Consider the following 18,385-nt stretch of genomic DNA (forward strand, 5'->3'; position numbering starts at 1 on the left):
ATTTATTTGTTATTAACCTTGATTAACCTTTTGTTTCCTTTTTTACAACAGAAAACACAGAAAAACCATGATGCACAACTTTCATTTTACACCTGAATCCAGTAAATCTGAAAAATATGCCACTTTATTGCCCCAACTACAAATGCTGCTGCGTGGCGATGCCGATTTGTTTGTTGCCAATTTAGCCAACGTCAGCGCGGTATTGAAAGAAGCCTTTGGCTGGTTTTGGGTGGGCTTTTATTTGGTGGATAAAACCCAAGAAAATTTGATTTTAAACGCTTTTCAAGGCACATTGGCGTGTACGCGCATTGCCAAAGGACGCGGTGTGTGTGGGCAGGCGTGGGCGCAAAATCGCGTGATGATTGTGCCAAATGTAAACGAACACCCCGACCACATTGCCTGTTCCAGCTTGTCGCAATCGGAAATTGTGTTGCCTTTGTACAATCGGCACGGGCAAATCATTGGCGTTTTGGACGTGGACGATACCGAATTGGCACAATTTGATGAAACCGATGCCGAATATTTGTCGCAAATTTGCACCATGCTCACGCGCGAATTAAATGTGCCTGAAATGTGTCAGCCGCTTGTGGCTGCGGTATAATTTTGTGTTTCAGGCAGCCTGAGATGTTGTTTTTGAAACGCAAACCGTTCAGCTTTAATGTATTTGGCTTACTTTTTTCAAAAGTAAGTCGCCGAAGGCAACAACTTTTTTCATTTTTCATTTTATCATGTATGGCAAGGCAGCCTGAAAATCAAAATAAGGAACAAAAACATGGATTTTAAACAAGCGCGTTTTAATATGGTGGAGCAGCAAATTCGCCCTTGGGACGTATTGAATTTTGATTTGCTCGATGTTTTGGAAAGCATTCCGCGCGAAGAATTTGTTTTGCCCGAGCAGCGTGGCTATGCCTATGCCGATATGCCTTTGCGCTTGGCAAATGGCGGCAGCATGCTCGAACCCAAAATCGTGGCGCGTATGGTGCAAGGCTTGAATTTGCAAGCCACCGACAAAGTTTTGGAAATTGGCACAGGTTCGGGTTATGCCACGGCGGTGTTGGCGAAAATGTCCAGCGAAGTGCAAACTTTTGATGTGGATTCGGTGCAACAGCAATTTGCGCGTACCATTTTAAATCGCTTGCAAATCAATAATGTGCGTTATGAAAACACCGATGGCTTTCAACTGGGCGAAAGCCACGGCATTTACGATGCCATTTACATTGGCGGCAGCGTCAGCAGCGTGCCAGAATTGCTCCAATCGCGCCTGAATGAACATGGTGGACGCATGGTTGTGGTGGTGGGTGATGATGTGTTGCAACGCTGCTTGCTCATCACACGCCATGGCAAAGATTTTCGCCAGCAGGTTTTGTTTGACACGCAAATTGCCCGTTTGAACGAAAACGCACTTGCACCGCAAAAACAGTTTGTTTTTTAAAAAAACCATTCAGGCTGCCTGAATTTTTGGAGAAAACCATGAGCATTCAAAGTTTAACCGCCACCGAAGCCGCCCAATTTTTGCAAGATAATCCCGACAGCATTTTGCTTGATGTGCGCGAAGATGATGAAGTGGCGTTGTGCCACATTTCAGGCAGCCTGCACATTCCCATGAATTTAATTCCATTGCGCAACAATGAATTGCCCGATGATGTGCCGATTGTGGTGTATTGTCATCACGGCATACGCAGCATGAATGTGGCGCGTTATTTGGAACATTTGGGGTTTGATAATTTGTACAATTTGAGCGGCGGCATTGATGCGTGGTCGCAGCAAATTGACCCCAATGTGGCGCGGTATTGATTTACAAAATACATCATTTCATTTTGAAAAACAGTCCGTTCATTGCTTTCAGGCAGCCTGAAAAGCATTTTAATTTAAATGAAAATCAAATGATTGGCTTATTTTAGAATAAATCATCGTGATTTTTTGCACCAAACCCGCATAAATGTGATACATTCCCAATCTTTACAAAAATTAAAATTGATTAGCTATTTTTTGCATTTGGGGGACATTTATGCTCACTTTAATTGGATTATCCATTATTGCCATCATTGTGGCATTGCTGCTAACCGAAAAAGTTTCGCCCGTAATCGCCATGGTGTTGGTGCCATTGATTGGCGTGGTGGTGGCAGGATTTGACCTTGAACAAATCAAAACATTCTACACAGACGGCACACGTTCGGTGATTCAGATTGTGATTATGTTCATTTTTGCCATTTTGTTTTTTGGCACAATGAGCGATGTGGGTTTGTTTAAGCCGCTTATCAATGCGCTGATTAAGCTGACGCGCGGCAATATTGTTGCCGTGAGCGTGGGAACGGTGTTTGTGTCGGTGGTGGCGCAGTTGGATGGCGCAGGGGCAACCACCTTTTTGTTGGTTGTGCCAGCCTTAATTCCGCTTTATCGCAAATTGCACATGAATCCCTATTTGCTGTTTTTGCTGTTGGCAGCGAGTGCAGGCGTCATCAATATGTTGCCGTGGGGTGGTCCAACAGGGCGCGTGGCAACCGTATTGAAAATGGACGTGAACGAATTGTATCAACCCCTGTTTACGGTGCAGGTGATTGCGATTGTTTTGATTACCATTTTGGCGATTTTTTTGGGCTTGCGCGAGAAAAAACGCATTGTGAAAGAATTGGGTGCATTGCCCACCATTGAAACCAGCCTGATTGTGGCAGAAAACGAGCAAAACGATGAATTGGCACGACCCCATTTGTTTTGGGTGAATGTGGGCTTGTTTGTTTTGACGATGGCGGTGCTGTTTTCGGGCGTCTTGCCATCGGGCTATGTGTTTATGATTGCAACCGCATTGACGCTCATCATCAACTACCGCAGCCCCAAAGAGCAAATGGCGCGAATCAACGCCCATGCAGGTGGCGCAATCATGATGGCAAGCATTATTTTGGCGGCTGGCACATTTTTGGGCATTTTAAAAGGCTCGGGTATGTTGGACGCGATTGCCAATGACATTGTGAAAGTGTTGCCACAAGCCATGTTGCCCTATTTGCACATCATCATTGGCATATTGGGCATACCTTTGGAGCTGGTGTTGAGTACCGATGCTTACTATTTTGGTTTGTTTCCTGTGGTGGAGCAAATTACTTCACAAGCAGGTGTACCGCCCACAGCCGCAGGTTATGCCATGTTGATTGGCAGCATTGTTGGCACGTTTGTTACGCCCTTGTCGCCTGCTTTGTGGATGGGCTTGGGTTTGGCGCAACTGTCTATGGGCAAACACATTCGTTATTCATTTTTTTGGATTTGGGGCATTTCGCTTTTGACTTTGGCAGCATCCATCATGATAGGCGTGATTCCTTTGTGATTTTGTCCTGAAATCAAGCGTTCGGCGTGGGTAAAATGTGGTTTTACTCACGCTGAATTTGTTTTTTGTGTTGTGATGTGTGTTGAAACGAGTAGAATAGCAGCCTGAAACCACCATTTAGGAGAAAAATCATGGCACGATTGGTTAAATTACACCGTTCCTACAATTACCGCATGATTGCAGGGGTGATGGGTGGCATTGCCGAATATTTGGGTTGGTCGCCCAATTTGGTGCGCATTGCGTTTGTGATTGTGTCGAGTGTGAGCGTGGCTGTACCAGGAATTTTGATTTATGTGGTGTTGTGGTTCATGATGCCCAATGCCAATCAAGATTCTTATCAGTAAACAATGATTTTCAGGCAGCCTGAACGCTTTTTTCCAGCCAAAATCACGGAGATTCATCATGCGAACGAAAAAATCTACCCCCACATTGGCAGAAACCAATCGCCGTACCGAAAAATGGTTCAGGCGCGGATTGTGGTTGTTGGCGGTAGTGTTTGCCAGTTTTCTGATTGGCTTGGGCGGCAAAATCGTGGACGATTTGCCCAAAGTGGAACAATCCCACGAATTGTCGCACTACATTGCCGACAAAGCGCAATATGAACAACTCAACGCGCAAAAATCGCAACTGGAAAAACGCTTGGGCGAACACGAAAACGCTTTGGAACAAGCCCAGCTTGCCCTTGAAAAACAGCGCAACGAAACCCAATCGCAGCGCGAAAAATACATCGCCTCGCTTGCCACGCGCAAAATCAGCGAAGACCGCGAGCAAAACGAAAAAGTCTTTGAACGCACCGCCGAATACGAACAACTGCTCGCCAAAGAACGCGATTTGGAAAAACAAGTGGAGCAAGTTCGCCAACAAAAATTGGACACCGAACAAGCCATTGAGCAAATTTCAGGCAGCCTGAACGATTTGGAAACCGCCGCCCAACCGCTCAAAGCCGCCGCCGACCGCGCCACCGAATTGAAAGTGTTTTTGTATCGTTTGGCTTTGACCTTGCCGCTTTTGTTGGCGGCGGGTTGGTTGTTTAAAAACAAACGGCAGTCGCGTTGGTTTCCCTTTGTGTGGGGATTTATTTTCTTTGCGCTGTTTGCGTTTTTTGTGGAACTGGTGCCGTATTTGCCCAGTTATGGCGGCTATGTGCGCCATTTGGTCGGCATTGCCGTAACCGTGTTGGTGGGCAAATACGCCATTGCCGCCATGTACCGCTATTTGGAGCGCAAACAAGCCGAAGAAGCCCAGCCGATTACCGAACGCGAAACCTTAAACTACGATTTGGCACAAAACCGTTTGGCGAAACACATTTGCCCCAGTTGCGAACGCCCTTTGGATTTTACCAATGAAAACATGGATTTTTGTCCACATTGCAGCGTACAATTATTCAAAAAATGCGGCAACTGCCAAACACGCAGCAGCGCGTTTAACCGCTATTGCTATGCGTGTGGGCAGAAGCACGAGTGAGTTTCAGGCAGCCTTACACTGAACGTGAATTGGGGATAAGTAACTGTAAATTGACCAACAATCTCGCTCTCTCCCTATGGGAGAGAGTTGGAGAGAAGGCGTATTTATCAATGATTTTTATCCCAAACTCACGTTACATTTACAGCATACGACAATTTTTGATGTTGCCACGAACCTACTCTCTCCCCCACCAGACAGGGGAGGGAACAGATTGCAGGCAGCCAAACAGTTTTTATCGTGATTATTGTGATTTTACCAAGGAGAATCCATCATGTTCATCAAAAAACACATGGGTATTTTGTGTGCCAGCTTGCTGCTGGCAATGTCCAACGTTCAGGCAGCACCACAACAGGCAGCGTCTGAAACGGTGGTGTCGTCCACTTCATCGCAAGAACAGGTTTTGGACGCTTTGTTCAAAAAAGCGGTGCAGGGCAAAACCACCATTGAATTAGGCAATGAAGCCACATTGAGCCTGCCTGAAAACATGGTTTTTTTTGCAAAAAAATGAAGCCAATCAGTTGGCAGAAATGTTTGGCAACTCGGTCAATTCCAAACGCTACGGCATGATTTTCCCCAAAGAACAAGGCGACAAATCCCCCGATTGGTGGTTTGATTTGAGCTACGAAGAATCGGGCTACATCAAAGACGATGACGCAAAAGATTGGAAAGCCGATGAAATGTTGCAAAATCTGAAAGATGGCACAGAAGCACAAAATAAAGTGCGTGCCGAAAAAGGCATTTCAGCGATTATGGTTAAAGATTGGATTGAAAAACCACATTATGACGCGCAAACCCATCGCCTGATTTGGTCGGTGGACGTGCGCGAAAAAAGCGACCCCAATGGCGAAGCCGCAGTCAATTACAACACTTATGCTTTGGGCAGAAAGGGTTACATCAATTTAACCTTGATTACAGGCGACAAAACCATCGCGCAAGACAAATTGGTGGCACAAGATTTATTGAGCAAAATTGAGTTTAAAGAAGGTTTGCGCTACACCGATTTCAACCCCGCCACCGACAAAGTGGCAGAATACGGTTTGGCGGCTTTGGTGGGCGGCTTGGCTGCGAAAAAATTGGGTTTGTTTGCCATGCTGGGCGTGTTGTTGGCGAAATTTGGCAAACTGCTGGTGTTGGCATTGATTCCGATTTGGGTGGCAATTAAAAAATTGTTTTCACGCAAAAAAGACAATGAAAACCATGATAATGCTGAATGATGGTTTTCAGGCAGCCTGACAGTACACGACAAAAGTGGCAACATCACAAAGTGTCGTGTGCTGTAAGGTAGCCTGAAACTTTTTTACCCTGAATATGATGAACAACACACCACAACTAACCCATATTTGGTACGGCTACCGACAGCAACGTATTTGGCGTGCATGGGCTTTTACGGCTTGGACGGTAATTATTTTGCTGTCGTGGTTGAGTTTGGGGGTAATTGGTTTGCGTTGGTATGTGATAACGGGTGTGCTGGTGTTGTGCGTGGTATCGGCGTATGCTTTGGGTTGGCGCGATTTGTTTTCCCGTTCGCCCGCGCTCATCATGGACAATGATGGTTTGAAAATCATCGGTTACCGTCATCAGGTTTTGCGACAATTTGCATGGGAGGATATTACAGGTTTGGTAAGCCGTGATGATACGCCTGTGGTTTTGACTGTTTTGCATGGCGAAAAGCGGTACACGCGCTTGCTGCTGCCGCGTTTAACGTATCAACAAGTCCGTGAAATCCAAAAAGAATACCACCAAATCCAACGGCAGAGACAAGCACCCAGCCAAGCCCTATTTCAGCCAGATTTTGAGCATATTTGGCAAACCAATGATTATGACAGCATCACACCCCTATTTCTGTTGAATATGATATTGATTTACCCTGTTGTATTCTTATCCTTGTTGGTTTGGAATGAGAGAGTGGGCAGTGTTGCCCTGTTCTTATTCTGTGTGTATGCTGCTTATCGCCATTTAACGAAACCGCCCAAACCCACGCGCATCATTGCCCACATGAACCGTGAAGGTTTGACCCTGTATCCGCGTTTTCGCAGACAAAAAACCATTTTCGTGGCATGGCAAGATTTGCGTGGCATTTATTTCAATCGCAATCGACAGGGGGCATGGATAACGATTGAAACCAAACAAGGTCAAGAAATAGAGTGGATTTCCTATGTTTATCAAAATGCCATTCCAAGGGACATTGTGCAAACTGCCCGAGCCGTTTTACAAAAACAAACGCCACATCCGAAATATTAAAAACTTTTCAGCCAGCCTGAAATTGAAATAAAACAAGAAACGAATATTTATGAACAACACCCAATACACACTATTCGCCACTTGCCCACGCGGTTTAGAAACCATTTTGGCGCAAGAATTGGCGCAACAAGGCTGCACCGACATCGCCCCCACTGACGGTGGCGTAGCCTGCAAAGGCAGCCTGAACGAAGTTTACCGCGCCAATTTGCACAGCCGAACTGCCAGCCGCGTGTTGCTGCAACTCACACGCGCCAGCTATCGCAGCGAAGACGACATTTACAAAGCCGCCAAAAATCTCAAATGGCAAGAATGGTTTAAAGTCAATCAAACCTTTCGCGTGAAAGTGGAAGGCAAACGCGCCAAAGTCAAAAGCCTTGATTTTATTGCCCTAAAAATCAAAGATGGCGTATGCGACCGTTTCCGCAACCATTGCGGCGAACGCCCCAGCATAGACAAAAATCGCCCCGATGTTCGCATTCACGCCTTTTTGGACGAGCAAAATGTGTCCATTTTCGTGGACACGAGCGGCGAAACCCTGTTCAAACGCGGCTACCGCCAAGACACAGGCGAAGCCCCATTGCGCGAAAATTTGGCGGCAGGTTTGTTGCTGTTGGCAGGCTATGACGGCTCGCAGCCTTTCCAAGACCCGTTTTGCGGTAGCGGCACGATTGCGATTGAAGCAGCTTGGATTGCGCTCAACCGTGCGGCTGGCTTAAACCGCCGTTTTGCATTTGAACAATTTTTGAATTTTGACAAAGCCTTGTGGGTGAAATTGAAAGCCGAAGCCCGCGCCCAAATTCACGATAAACCCAAAAACAAAATCGCTGCCAGCGACAACGACCGCGCCATGACCCGAATCGCCCAAGAAAATGCACGCGCAGCCGAAGTGGATATGTTTATTGATTTCAATACTTTGGATGCGCAAGACACACGACCCAATGGCGAAAAGGGGATTGTGGTGTCCAATCCGCCCTATGGGGTGCGTTTGGCGGAAGTACAAGCATTGCACGCGCTGTATCCACAGTTGGGTAGCTGGTTGAAACAGCATTATGCAGGCTGGACGATTGGTTTGCTGTCGGGCGACATGGAAATGCCCAAACTCATGCGCTTAAAACCCAAACGCAAAATCCCCCTGTTTAATGGCAATTTGGATTGTCGTTTGTTTGTGTTGGACATGGTGGCGGGCAGCAATCGCGATAAAGCGTAAAATGGGGTTTCAGGCAGCCTGAAAATGTGTGGCACTTATGCCGATTTAGGCGAATTTTCGTTAATTGTGGTTAAAGAAATCGCGCGTATCACTTGGCAGCATGGGGCAATAACCGCTATCATATCGCCTATTTAAATTTAAGCATTAAAATAAACGTCCGTTTGACTGTTTGATTCTGATTTGGGGCAACGGCGGATGGGAGATTCATTTTGAAAACGAATATCAAAGTAATAGCAACCTCATTATCATTGGCAACATCGGTTGGTGCAGTGGCAGGCATGGGCGGATTGAGTGTTCAATCGCATTTGGGTCAGCCTTTTTCAGGCAGCATTGTTGTGAGTGGCGATGAAGCACGCGCCTTAATTGCCAGTGGTTCAGTAAGCGTATCAGGTGGGATTCGAGGGTCTGTGATTAAGCAGGGCGAAGACCGCGTTTTGGTGCGCCTGCGTTCCACATCGCCAGTGCGCGAACCCGTGATTACCTTTACCGTGAGTGCAGGTCGCCAAACACGAGAATACACCGCATTCATTGACCCTGTGCGCTACACCCCCAAAGAAGCCCCCATACACCAAGAAAGCCATTCCGTACGCGCAGAAGAACCCACGCGCCCAAGCCAACAACGAACGCAGCAGCGTGATTTTATTGAACGTAAAAAACCTGTTGTTGAACAAAGACGTGCAGCCAGCAGCGTTCCACTAGACACATCAAGCAGCGAAATGACTTCTGTAAAAAAATCCGCCAAAGTTGCCGTTAGCCCACGCCGCCATCGCGCCCACGCAGGCGAAAATTTGGCAAATATTGTGGAGCGTTATCGCCCACGCAACATGAGCCAGCAAACCGCCATGCGTGCCTTGATGTTGGCAAACCCCAGCGCGTTCAAACACGGCACCACCATACGCCGCAATGTAACCCTGTATATTCCCACCGAATCACAATGGCATGCCTACGCCCAACGCGCCCAAAAACAAACCGTTAAAGAGCGCGTGAAACAAGTGCGCCAAGCACGTCATGAACCCACCAACGTGATTCCTGTTGAAAGCGATGTGGTTGAGCCGCGCAACAACAAACCCGAACCCGTTCAGCCCCCAGTGGTTGAAGAAAGCAAACCCGTTCAAACGCCACCCAAACCTGTTCAGCCAGCCCAAGTTGCCAGCGAAGTGAAAAAAGCACCCAGCGAAACCAAAGCAAGCGAAACGGTTAAAGCAACTGAACCTGAAAAGAAAAATCAACCAGCCAGCAATGTGGCGGCACAAGATGGCAGCCAAGTGGCAAAACCAGCCGAACCCAAAGCAGATGTGGCAAGCAAAGTTGAACCCAAAAATGCGTCTGCCGCAAGCAATACGGCACTTGCCGCTTCGCAAGCGTCTGTGTCGCAACCGCCTGCGCCCCAGCCACGTCCTGAACCTGTGCCAGCACCTGTGGCAGAAGAGCCCGTTGAAGAAGAAACCGATTACCTGACTTTGGGCTTAATGGGTTTGGGCGGTGCTGCCGTTTTGGGGGCAGCCGGTTTTGGTGCCAATGCCTTGTTGCGCCGCCGCAAGAAAACCACCGTTGTTGATGACAGCGAATGGGAAACCGAAGAAGTGGGCGGCAAAGGTGCGTCAATAGACGATGACGAATGGGGTGGTGACATGGACTTTGGGCCTGCCGCCACATCGCCTAAAAAATCAGCAGCCAGCAGCATTGATGATGAGCCTTATTTTGGCGATGATGAATTTAGGCTGGATAAAGATGAATTTAGCTTGGACAAAAAATCATCGCCCGTGAATCAGGCTGCACCAAAAGATGAATTTAGCTTGGATAATTTTGATTCATTCAATGATTTCAATGATTTCAATGATTTTTCAAGTCCAGCAGCAAGCGGCAATGCCAAAGCCGCACCGCAAGATGACGATTGGTCGCTGCCTGATAATGACCCACCAGCGCAAAACACCGTTTCAGGCAGCAGCGATTTTGTCGTTGCCGATGAAGACGATTGGTCGTTGGACAAATTGGACGCAATCAGCGAGGCAGGTAAACAACACAAACCCGAGCAAACATTCTCATTAGATGATTTTGTGGTAGATGACTTTGAGCCAGCCAAACCTGTTGCCAAAGCCGAACCTGCGGTGGTGGAAACCGTAACAGCCGAACCCGTGTTTGATGATTCTGGCGTGTTTGATTTGTCGGATTTTGAACCAGAGCCAGCCGCGCCTGTGGCAAGTGCGCCAAAAAATCAAGACGATGACGCATTCAGTCTGGATTCGTTTGACGATTTTGTTGCGCCCAAAGCAGAAACAAAAGCCAGCGTTGCGGCGGTTGAAGAGCCTGTGTTTGATTTGGACGATTTTGTGGTTGAAAGCCAGCCTGAAACCGTTGCACCAGCCGCGCCTGTGTCTGATTTGAATTTGGACGATTTTGTTCAGCCAGCAGCCAAGCCTGTTGAAGAAGATTTGTCGTTTGGTTTGGACGCATTTGAAGATTTCGTGCTGCCTGAAACCGATAAAGCCGAACCCAGCGTTGCCTCAACGCCAGCAAGCACATCGGCGGTGGAAGAAGACCTGTCATTTGGTTTGGACGCATTTGAAGATTTTGTTGCGCCTGAAGTTGCCAATGTGCCAGAAGTCAAAGCCAATCAAGATTTGGGCGATTTGAACGATTTTGCCACATTTGAAGAATTGACTGCTGTGCCCACAACGTCCGAAAGCCCCATTCAGGCAGCCGCACCCGAGTCGCTTGCCACATTTGATGACGCTTTGAATTTGGACGATTTTGTGGTGGCAGAACCCATTGCGCCAGCAGCACCGATTGAGCCTGAAACATCATTTGATGATTTGCTGGATTTGGGCGTGGGTGAAACCGTTACGTCTGTAAGCCAAGTTGTTGAATCCAATGTGGATTTGGGCTTGGGTGCGTTTACCGATTTTACCGATACGCCAGCCGTTGCACCGTCTTTGGATTTGGGGTCATTGGAAACGTTTACCGAATCTGCGCCTGTTGTGCCATCTTTGGATTTGGATGCTTTGGAAACATTTACCGAAGTTGCGCCCGTTGCACCATCTTTGGATTTGGATGCTTTGGAAACGTTTACCGAAGTTGCGCCCGTTGCGCCATCTTTGGATTTGGATTCTTTGGAAACATTTACCGAAGTTGCGCCCGTTGCGCCATCTTTGGATTTGGATGCTTTGGAAACGTTTACCGAAGCTGCACCTGTTGCACCAGCATTGGATTTGGGTGCTTTGGAAACGTTTACCGAGTCGCCTACGCCCATTGCACCTGCGGCGGAAGTGGCATTTGACGATTTGGCATCGTTGGATACTTTTGTGGTGGAAGAATCTGCCGTTCCAAGTGTGGCGGCTGAACCAGCCCCAGCAGCAATCCAAGATGATTTGGCATTTGGTTTGGACGCATTTGATGACTTTACTGCACCTGTTGCCTCTGAGATTGCGCCTGTTGCCACCACAGAGCAGCCATTGAATGATTTGGGTTTGGACGATTTCAATCTGATGGATACGGTGGACAATGTGATTGCCACGCCTGCGATTGAAGAAACGCCCATTTCGTTTGACGCACCTGTTGTGGAAGAGCCGCTCATTTCTTTGGACGTGCCTGTGGTCAGCGCGAGCTTGGACGATTTGGCTTTGGACGTGGATTTTGACAGCGTGATACCTGCTGCCGTGTCGCAACCTGTGGGCATGATGGATTTGGCTACGGGACCTTTGGCGCAAGTCAGCAGCTTGGACAGTGTGAATCTGGACGCTTTGGAAGTGATTGAAGATGTTCAAGATTGGCAGCAAGCTGGTCAAAGCAATGTGGGCTTTGTGTCGGGTTCAGTCAATGACATGACCGAGCCTTTGGAAGCCAAATTTGAATTGGCGAAAATGTATTTGGAAATTGATGACGCTGTGGCGGCGCGTGAAACCTTGCGCGAATTGATTTCTGAATCGTCTGGTGAAATTCAAGAGCAAGCGAAAAACTTGTTGGCGGATTTGGGTAACTGATTGAACATAATCCCGTAAACAGAAAGGGCTACCGATACTGTGTTCGCGATGTTTTGCATTCATGGTGTTTGGGTAGCCGTTTCTGTTTTCAGGCAGCCTGAAAGGTAAATGATGATGATTTTGGCACAAAAAATCGCCGACCCACATTATCGGCAACTGATTGAACAATACGCAGCCCAATTTTCGCCAGCAGAACGCGATTTATTGGCAGAAATTGTGCAGCGTTTTGAATTTGACGCGATACAAACGCAAGCCTTGGTGCAAGCGGTTTTGCAACAAAGCCGTTTTGACCCCAACGCCAACCATTTGGCAGATGATGAGGAAGAAGGTGTGGGCATTTGTCCGCATTGTTTGAATCCACCTGTGCCGCCTTTGCGTGATTATGCGATGTGGCGCGAGCAAAATCTTTCATGAAAATCAGCATTTCAGGCAGCCTGAAATCCAAGGAAACCAATTATGAACAAACCCAAAGTTGAACTCAAAATCATCAATCCAGCCATGGCGCAACAATTACCCGCTTATGCCACCGAAGGTTCGGCTGGCTTGGATTTGCGTGCCAGCATTGATGCGCCCATTCATTTGGCGACTGGCGAAACCCAGTTGATTCCCACAGGCATTGCGGTGTATTTGAACAATCCGCAATGGGCGGCAATGCTGTTGCCGCGTTCGGGTTTGGGGCATAAGCATGGCATTGTGTTGGGCAATTTGGTGGGTTTGATTGATTCGGATTATCAAGGCGAATTGATGGTTTCCATGTGGAATCGTGGCACAGAAACCTTTACCATTCAACCCTTTGAGCGCATTGCACAAATGGTGATTGTGCCTGTGGTGCAAGTGGATTTTCAAATTGTTGATGAATTTGCCAGCAGCCAACGTGGGGCAGGGGGATTTGGCAGCACAGGCAAGGCGTGATGTTTTCAGGCAGCCTGAAACACAATTTCAGCTTGGCGAAACATAATTTGGATAAAGTGCCGAAAAACGTTAGTTTTGGTAAATCAATCATAAGTAAACAGATTAGGGAATTTTGATGCAAAATTCAGCATACACCAATGAACAAGAAACACCGCACCTGAATTTACCGCCCCAAGCCATTGAAGCCGAACAATCGGTTTTGGGCGGCTTGATGTTGGAAAACCAATCGTGGGACAGAATTGCCGATATCTTGAACGATGAAGATTTTTATCGCCACGAACACAAACTCATTTTTCGTGCCATTTCAAATTTAATCAACAATATGCGTCCTGCCGATGTGGTTACCGTGCAGGAAGAATTGGCGCGCAGCGATTTAACCGAAAGCGCAGGTGGGCTGAACTATTTAATCACATTGGTGCAAAATACCCCATCGGCAGCCAATATTCGCCGCTATGCCGAAATCGTGCGCGAGCGTTCCATTGTGCGCCAGTTGGCAGAGGTTGGAACAGAAATTGCTAGAAATGCCTACAATCCACAAGGCAAAACCGCCGAACAATTGCTTGATGAAGCAGAAAATAAAGTCTTCCAAATCGCCGAAAGCACCAGCAAAGGCAAACAAGGCTTTTTGGAAATTGATGAATTATTAAGAGAAAACATTGAGCGCATCGATATGCTCTATCGCCGCGACAATCCCGATGAAGTAACGGGTACGGCAACAGGTTTTCTGGATTTGGACAGAATCACTTCGGGTTTGCAGGCAGGCGATTTGATTATTGTAGCGGGTCGCCCATCTATGGGTAAAACCGCATTTGCCATCAACATTGCCGAAAACATTGCCTTGGACAGCAAGTTGCCTGTGGCGGTTTTTTCCATGGAAATGGGTGGCGCACAATTGGCATTGCGCATGATGAGTTCCATTGGGCGCGTTGACCAAAACAAATTGAAAACAGGCAGGCTGGACGAAGAAGATTGGGCAAGATTGAATGAAGCAGTGGTCAGTTTGAGCCAATCGCCCATTTTTATTGATGAAACAGCAGGCTTAACCGCTTTGGAAATTCGTGCCCGTTCACGCCGTTTGGCACGCCGATTTGGGGGCAAATTGGGTTTGATTGTGATTGACTATTTGCAACTCATGTCAGGCTCGGGGCGCAGCGACAACCGTTCCGCAGAATTGGGCGAAATTTCCCGTTCGCTCAAAGCCTTGGCAAAAGAATTGCAAGTACCCCTTATTGCCTTATCACAATTATCGCGCACGGTGGAGCAGCGCAACGATAAACGCCCCATGATGTCCGATTTGCGTGAATCGGGTGCCATTGAACAAGATGCCGATGTGATTATGTTCATGTTCCGCGATGAATATTACACAAAAGAAGACTCTCAATTCAAAGGTTTGGCAGAATGCATTATTGGCAAGCACCGTAATGGACCTACGGGACGCATTTTTTTGACTTTTTTGGGACAATATACGCGGTTTGAAACCGCAGCCAATGTTTCCGATAATATTTTACAAGACGATTGATGGGTTTTTCAGGCAGCCTGAATACGCCCACCATCATTTCAAACACATGGGTAATATGATGAAAAAAAACAACTTGGGTTTTACCTTAACCGAATTACTGATAGTGGTTGCCATAATGGGGATTATGGCGGCATTTGCCACCCCCAGCTTGACCAAATTCATTGCCAGTACGCGTATTACCAATCGTGCCGAGCAGTTGGCAAATTTATTGCGTTTTGCCAAAGGCGAAGCGGTACGCCTGAATGCGCCCGTGGTGGTGTGTGGCACCGATATTCGGATTGACGGTCGTCCATTAAATAATTGTGGTGGAGTAGACAGCAACGGCTGGCGTGCCTTTGCCGATATTGACCGCAATGGCACTTACGATGCCAGCAAAGATTTGGATTTGCGTACCATCAGCTTAAATGGCACACGCGCCCAAGAGAAAAAAGTATCGCTTTCTGTTCAATTTTTTGATATTACAGGCAAATCAGCCAGTAAAGACAGCACAGAATTGGTATTCATGCCCAATGGCACATTTGGCAGTAAAAAGGCAGGCAGTCTCTCATCATTGACCATTGGCGACAGCTATGTTCGTTTAACCATGACCGATGTGGAAAACCCAAATGACCGCAATCCACAAAAACGCTTGGTTACGGTAACGCCCAATGGCGTGCCAACGGTTTGCTTGGGTAAAGATGAAAAAGTGCAACAAGATGGCAATAAAATCAATTTGGGTTGTGGCTTGAAATGATTTTTCAGGCAGCCTGAATGGGTAATTTTGATTTTAATTGAAAGCAGATTTTATGAAAAAAATGTCTCCAAACCGCACCAAAATGCTGAAAAAGCAATCCGTTAAAGGTGCAACCTTGATTGAAGTGCTGGTGTCGGTATTTTTATTGACTTTTGGTATTTTGGGTTTGATGGCGGCGCAACTGCGTTCGGTATCGGCAGTGAGTGAATCCGAAAACCACGCCATTGCGGCACAAGCTGCTGAAAATTTGGCAGAAGCCATGCAAGTTAATCCTGATTTGGATTCAACAGGGAAGCGTTCTTATAAAAACTACATACAAACAGGTTTTAAAAATGTGGCGAAAATCAACACTTGTGTAAACAGAACCAAGCCTACTGCCAGCTCAAAAGATGCGTGTGCTTTGGGCAGCGATTCCATCACAAAAGCCGACTTGGCAAAAGCACAATTGGGTGAATTTCAATATGTTTTGAGCCAAATGCCTAATACCGTACAGTTGAAATACACCATTTGTTTGGACGACACCACCACTTTGGCGCAAGAAGCAAAAAATCCCAGTTTCACTGATGCGAAATGTGACAATACTGGCGCAAATGTGAAGCCTGTGATTAAAGTCATTTGGTCTTCTTTAAATAATCAAAAGGAAACCGAAACAGGCGTGCCAGACACGGCAGGTAGTGAGCAATTGTATTATCTGGTGGTTTCAGACTAATCGTGGCGCATTGGAAAGAGAGTAAAAATGAAACACAATAAAAACAGACGCATGGCACATCACATTCCCCAACATATCAAAGGTTTTACCTTGATTGAATTTTTGGTTGCCAGTATGTTGGCAATGATTGTGATTGTGGCAGCCAGCAGCACATACATGATTACGCGCAAATTAAACCACAGCGCACAAGAACGCATTTCTGTACAACAAGACATTCGCAATGCCTCGGTACAAATGGCGCGTGATGCGCGTATGGCAGGGGCATTTGGGTGTTTCAATACGGGCGACAATAAAGTATTGGACAAAGGCGCATTTAAACTGGAAGCCAAAGATGCCAGTGCCAAAGGATTGGTTTTGATTGATTCCAGTATTCCCGATGGATTGGGTGTGCGCCGCATTAAAGCCAAAGATTTAAAGGGGTTATCAGGTTTGGATACAGCCAGCAGCAGTGATGGTTTGCTTTTCATTTATGGGCAAAGTGCCACAGCTGCCGAAGCCACTTTGCTGAATTTGGCGGTTTATAATACAGACAGTACCGCCAAAGCGAATATCACGCAACTGACTCGGGTAAACATTACAGATGAATCAGATGCCTTAAAACGCACTTTGAACAGTAAGGGAGATGTGGTTTTAAGCACATGCAGTACAGCAGTGAATGTAGCAGATGTAGGTGCATACAGTGCCTCTAATGTAAGCATTACATCAACTGCCATTCGTGCCAATGAAAAACAAATTGGCGAATTGAGCTTGAGCAAATTGTACGCATCTTTATATGTTCTGGGTGATTTGAATCATTCAGGCTTAAAATGGGACGATGAAAAAGCCCTATTGCGCTATGATTTGGGTGCAGATGGCAAATGGCAAAATCCACAATTATTGGCAACAGGAATTGCGGGCACAGACGGCATGACTTTGGCTTTTGGTTATGTGGATAAAACCAATGCCTGTAAAGAACTTGAAACTTCACCTACCAACAGTGAACATTTCTCTTTTGTAGATAGTCCAGATAAAAGCACGATAGGCAATCAATTACCAGCCTTGGTGCAAATTCGCTTGAAGTATTATACCAATAAGCGCATGAAAGCCAGCGATACCGTACTTGCCAATGCACAAACGCGTGATTACATCATCAATACCACCGTTCGTTCAGGCAATACTTGTGCAAACCGATTGATTCTTTAAGAAAAGGCAAAGTAATGATGAACAATAAATACAATCAACAAGGTTTTTCTTTATTCATGGTCATGATTATGATGATTGTGATTGCATTTTTGGTGGTGATTACCAGCCAAACCACATCAACTGAATCACGACTGAGTGCCAACGAAGCCGACCGCAAATATGCTTTAACAGAAGCAGAAGTGGGTTTGCGTGATGGTGAAACATATTTGAATAAAGTTTATAATGATATTTCAAAGGGAGCAAGCAGCACAAGTTATGTGGGTGCCAATTTGGTATTTACGCAAGATTGTCAAAAAGGATTGTGTGCGCCTGTTGAAAAAATTGTGTGGAGTAATGACAACGATAAAAAGCATTTCAATATTTCAGATGCAGATAATGGCAAATCCTCAAAGCCCGCTTGGGAGCGCGATAACATTTTTGACCCCACTAAAAATTTTAGCATTGCATCGGAAAACAATAAAGCACGTTATATCATTGAATATATGGGACAACGTGAAGACCCGTCCAGTTCTGCCATTCATGATTACTTCCGCGTTACTTCGCGTGCCAATGGCGAAAACAAGAATACGGTTGTAACCTTGCAAAGCTATGTTGAAATGACACGCAGCCCCTAATTGGAAAGTGATTCATACCATGTTAAAAAACAAACAAACGGGTTTCACATTGGTTGAAATGATGATTGTGATTGCCATTATTGGTGTATTGGCGGCACTTGCTTTGCCTGCTTATCAGCAATATTTGGAACGCGGACGTTTGGCAGATGCCAAGCAAATCATGACCACGGTGAAACAAGAATATGAAGCCAATCGTTTAAGCCAGCCTAGGGATTATGATACGCTTGATAAAAGCCGAAATAAAATCAATGATTTGATTCGGGTTAAAGTGGCAAATTCCAGCGTCAATAATCATTACAATATTCATGCTCATTTGGAAGGCATGGGCACTAATGCTTATGTGGTGATGCTGACGCAACCGCTTGATGCAACCAAACGCGGTTTGTATATGGATTACCGTGGCACGGTGTTCAAATGCGCCAAAGGTGCGATTACAGGCAGAAATTTTGGCGAAAAAGGTGCAAAACCAGCCAGTTGCACCGAACGATTCTGATTTGAAAACCGCTTT

The 18,385-nt window shown here is 46.4% G+C and carries 19 protein-coding genes; all 19 read left to right on the plus strand.

Features of this window, described 5'->3' with window-relative positions:
- Positions 1-70 precede the first annotated feature (70 nt).
- A complete protein-coding gene (locus H3L97_RS06825) occupies positions 71-601 on the plus strand; it encodes a GAF domain-containing protein (protein ID WP_097114825.1) in 531 nt (176 codons plus the stop codon).
- Between the two features lie 171 nt (positions 602-772).
- On the plus strand, positions 773-1,432 hold the full coding sequence (locus tag H3L97_RS06830; RefSeq protein WP_097114824.1) for a protein-L-isoaspartate O-methyltransferase family protein: 660 nt from the start codon (positions 773-775) through the stop codon (positions 1,430-1,432).
- A 38-nt stretch (positions 1,433-1,470) separates the two neighbouring features.
- Positions 1,471-1,794, plus strand: a complete 324-nt coding sequence (locus H3L97_RS06835) for a rhodanese-like domain-containing protein (RefSeq protein WP_097114823.1) — start codon at positions 1,471-1,473, stop codon at positions 1,792-1,794.
- 214 nt (positions 1,795-2,008) lie between these two features.
- Positions 2,009-3,316, plus strand: coding sequence for a CitMHS family transporter (locus H3L97_RS06840; RefSeq protein ID WP_097114822.1), 1,308 nt, complete (start codon positions 2,009-2,011; stop codon positions 3,314-3,316).
- Between the two features lie 131 nt (positions 3,317-3,447).
- Complete coding sequence (locus tag H3L97_RS06845; RefSeq protein WP_097114821.1) at positions 3,448-3,660, plus strand: PspC domain-containing protein; 213 nt, start codon at positions 3,448-3,450, stop codon at positions 3,658-3,660.
- 58 nt (positions 3,661-3,718) lie between these two features.
- Positions 3,719-4,780 carry a zinc ribbon domain-containing protein gene (locus H3L97_RS06850; protein ID WP_097114820.1) on the plus strand — a complete coding sequence of 354 codons (1,062 nt, stop codon included), beginning with the start codon at positions 3,719-3,721 and terminating at the stop codon, positions 4,778-4,780.
- Between the two features lie 271 nt (positions 4,781-5,051).
- On the plus strand, positions 5,052-5,288 hold the full coding sequence (locus tag H3L97_RS06855; protein ID WP_097114819.1) for a hypothetical protein: 237 nt from the start codon (positions 5,052-5,054) through the stop codon (positions 5,286-5,288).
- The gene (locus tag H3L97_RS06860; RefSeq protein WP_097114818.1) at positions 5,275-5,994 is read left to right on the plus strand and encodes a DUF2167 domain-containing protein; all 720 of its coding nucleotides are present in this window, start codon (positions 5,275-5,277) and stop codon (positions 5,992-5,994) included. The genes H3L97_RS06855 and H3L97_RS06860 overlap by 14 nt, the downstream gene beginning before the upstream one ends.
- 94 nt (positions 5,995-6,088) lie before the next feature.
- The gene (locus H3L97_RS06865) at positions 6,089-7,021 is read left to right on the plus strand and encodes a hypothetical protein (RefSeq protein ID WP_143269177.1); all 933 of its coding nucleotides are present in this window, start codon (positions 6,089-6,091) and stop codon (positions 7,019-7,021) included.
- Positions 7,022-7,070: 49 nt separating this feature from the next.
- Entirely contained in the window at positions 7,071-8,228 is a 1,158-nt protein-coding gene (locus H3L97_RS06870; protein ID WP_097114816.1) for a THUMP domain-containing class I SAM-dependent RNA methyltransferase, read from the plus strand.
- A gap of 209 nt (positions 8,229-8,437) precedes the next feature.
- Positions 8,438-12,208 carry a motility hub landmark protein FimV gene (locus H3L97_RS06875; RefSeq protein WP_182073062.1) on the plus strand — a complete coding sequence of 1,257 codons (3,771 nt, stop codon included), beginning with the start codon at positions 8,438-8,440 and terminating at the stop codon, positions 12,206-12,208.
- Positions 12,209-12,316: 108 nt separating this feature from the next.
- Positions 12,317-12,622 (plus strand): hypothetical protein, encoded by a 306-nt coding sequence (locus tag H3L97_RS06880; protein ID WP_097114814.1) that lies wholly within the window; start codon positions 12,317-12,319, stop codon positions 12,620-12,622.
- Positions 12,623-12,664: 42 nt separating this feature from the next.
- Positions 12,665-13,120, plus strand: coding sequence for a dUTP diphosphatase (gene dut, locus H3L97_RS06885; RefSeq protein ID WP_097114813.1), 456 nt, complete (start codon positions 12,665-12,667; stop codon positions 13,118-13,120).
- 115 nt (positions 13,121-13,235) lie between these two features.
- Positions 13,236-14,639, plus strand: coding sequence for a replicative DNA helicase (gene dnaB / locus H3L97_RS06890; protein WP_097114812.1), 1,404 nt, complete (start codon positions 13,236-13,238; stop codon positions 14,637-14,639).
- Positions 14,608-15,372: a GspH/FimT family pseudopilin gene (locus H3L97_RS06895; RefSeq protein ID WP_143269176.1), complete on the plus strand. Its 765-nt coding sequence runs from the start codon at positions 14,608-14,610 to the stop codon at positions 15,370-15,372. Before dnaB ends, H3L97_RS06895 begins: the two co-directional genes overlap by 32 nt.
- Before the next feature lie 52 nt (positions 15,373-15,424).
- The gene (gene pilV, locus H3L97_RS06900) at positions 15,425-16,081 is read left to right on the plus strand and encodes a type IV pilus modification protein PilV (RefSeq protein WP_097114811.1); all 657 of its coding nucleotides are present in this window, start codon (positions 15,425-15,427) and stop codon (positions 16,079-16,081) included.
- 27 nt (positions 16,082-16,108) lie between these two features.
- Positions 16,109-17,263 carry a PilW family protein gene (locus H3L97_RS06905; protein WP_097114810.1) on the plus strand — a complete coding sequence of 385 codons (1,155 nt, stop codon included), beginning with the start codon at positions 16,109-16,111 and terminating at the stop codon, positions 17,261-17,263.
- 14 nt (positions 17,264-17,277) lie between these two features.
- Positions 17,278-17,877, plus strand: a complete 600-nt coding sequence (locus tag H3L97_RS06910) for a pilus assembly PilX family protein (protein WP_097114809.1) — start codon at positions 17,278-17,280, stop codon at positions 17,875-17,877.
- Between the two features lie 19 nt (positions 17,878-17,896).
- On the plus strand, positions 17,897-18,370 hold the full coding sequence (locus H3L97_RS12050) for a type IV pilin protein (protein ID WP_097114808.1): 474 nt from the start codon (positions 17,897-17,899) through the stop codon (positions 18,368-18,370).
- Positions 18,371-18,385: the final 15 nt, after the last annotated feature.

The organism is Alysiella filiformis, from assembly GCF_014054525.1.
Taxonomy (GTDB): domain Bacteria; phylum Pseudomonadota; class Gammaproteobacteria; order Burkholderiales; family Neisseriaceae; genus Simonsiella; species Simonsiella filiformis.

Coding starts and splice junctions, on each gene's coding strand:
- H3L97_RS06880 (WP_097114814.1), top strand. CDS start 12,317: ATGATGATGATTTTGGCACAAAAAATCGCCGACCCACATTATCGGCAA.
- H3L97_RS06840 (WP_097114822.1), top strand. CDS start 2,009: ATGCTCACTTTAATTGGATTATCCATTATTGCCATCATTGTGGCATTG.
- H3L97_RS06910 (WP_097114809.1), top strand. CDS start 17,278: ATGATGAACAATAAATACAATCAACAAGGTTTTTCTTTATTCATGGTC.
- H3L97_RS06850 (WP_097114820.1), top strand. CDS start 3,719: ATGCGAACGAAAAAATCTACCCCCACATTGGCAGAAACCAATCGCCGT.
- H3L97_RS06835 (WP_097114823.1), top strand. CDS start 1,471: ATGAGCATTCAAAGTTTAACCGCCACCGAAGCCGCCCAATTTTTGCAA.
- H3L97_RS06905 (WP_097114810.1), top strand. CDS start 16,109: ATGAAACACAATAAAAACAGACGCATGGCACATCACATTCCCCAACAT.
- H3L97_RS06870 (WP_097114816.1), top strand. CDS start 7,071: ATGAACAACACCCAATACACACTATTCGCCACTTGCCCACGCGGTTTA.
- H3L97_RS06865 (WP_143269177.1), top strand. CDS start 6,089: ATGATGAACAACACACCACAACTAACCCATATTTGGTACGGCTACCGA.
- dnaB (WP_097114812.1), top strand. CDS start 13,236: ATGCAAAATTCAGCATACACCAATGAACAAGAAACACCGCACCTGAAT.
- pilV (WP_097114811.1), top strand. CDS start 15,425: ATGAAAAAAATGTCTCCAAACCGCACCAAAATGCTGAAAAAGCAATCC.
- H3L97_RS12050 (WP_097114808.1), top strand. CDS start 17,897: ATGTTAAAAAACAAACAAACGGGTTTCACATTGGTTGAAATGATGATT.
- H3L97_RS06895 (WP_143269176.1), top strand. CDS start 14,608: ATGTTTCCGATAATATTTTACAAGACGATTGATGGGTTTTTCAGGCAG.
- H3L97_RS06855 (WP_097114819.1), top strand. CDS start 5,052: ATGTTCATCAAAAAACACATGGGTATTTTGTGTGCCAGCTTGCTGCTG.
- H3L97_RS06825 (WP_097114825.1), top strand. CDS start 71: ATGCACAACTTTCATTTTACACCTGAATCCAGTAAATCTGAAAAATAT.
- H3L97_RS06845 (WP_097114821.1), top strand. CDS start 3,448: ATGGCACGATTGGTTAAATTACACCGTTCCTACAATTACCGCATGATT.
- H3L97_RS06830 (WP_097114824.1), top strand. CDS start 773: ATGGATTTTAAACAAGCGCGTTTTAATATGGTGGAGCAGCAAATTCGC.
- dut (WP_097114813.1), top strand. CDS start 12,665: ATGAACAAACCCAAAGTTGAACTCAAAATCATCAATCCAGCCATGGCG.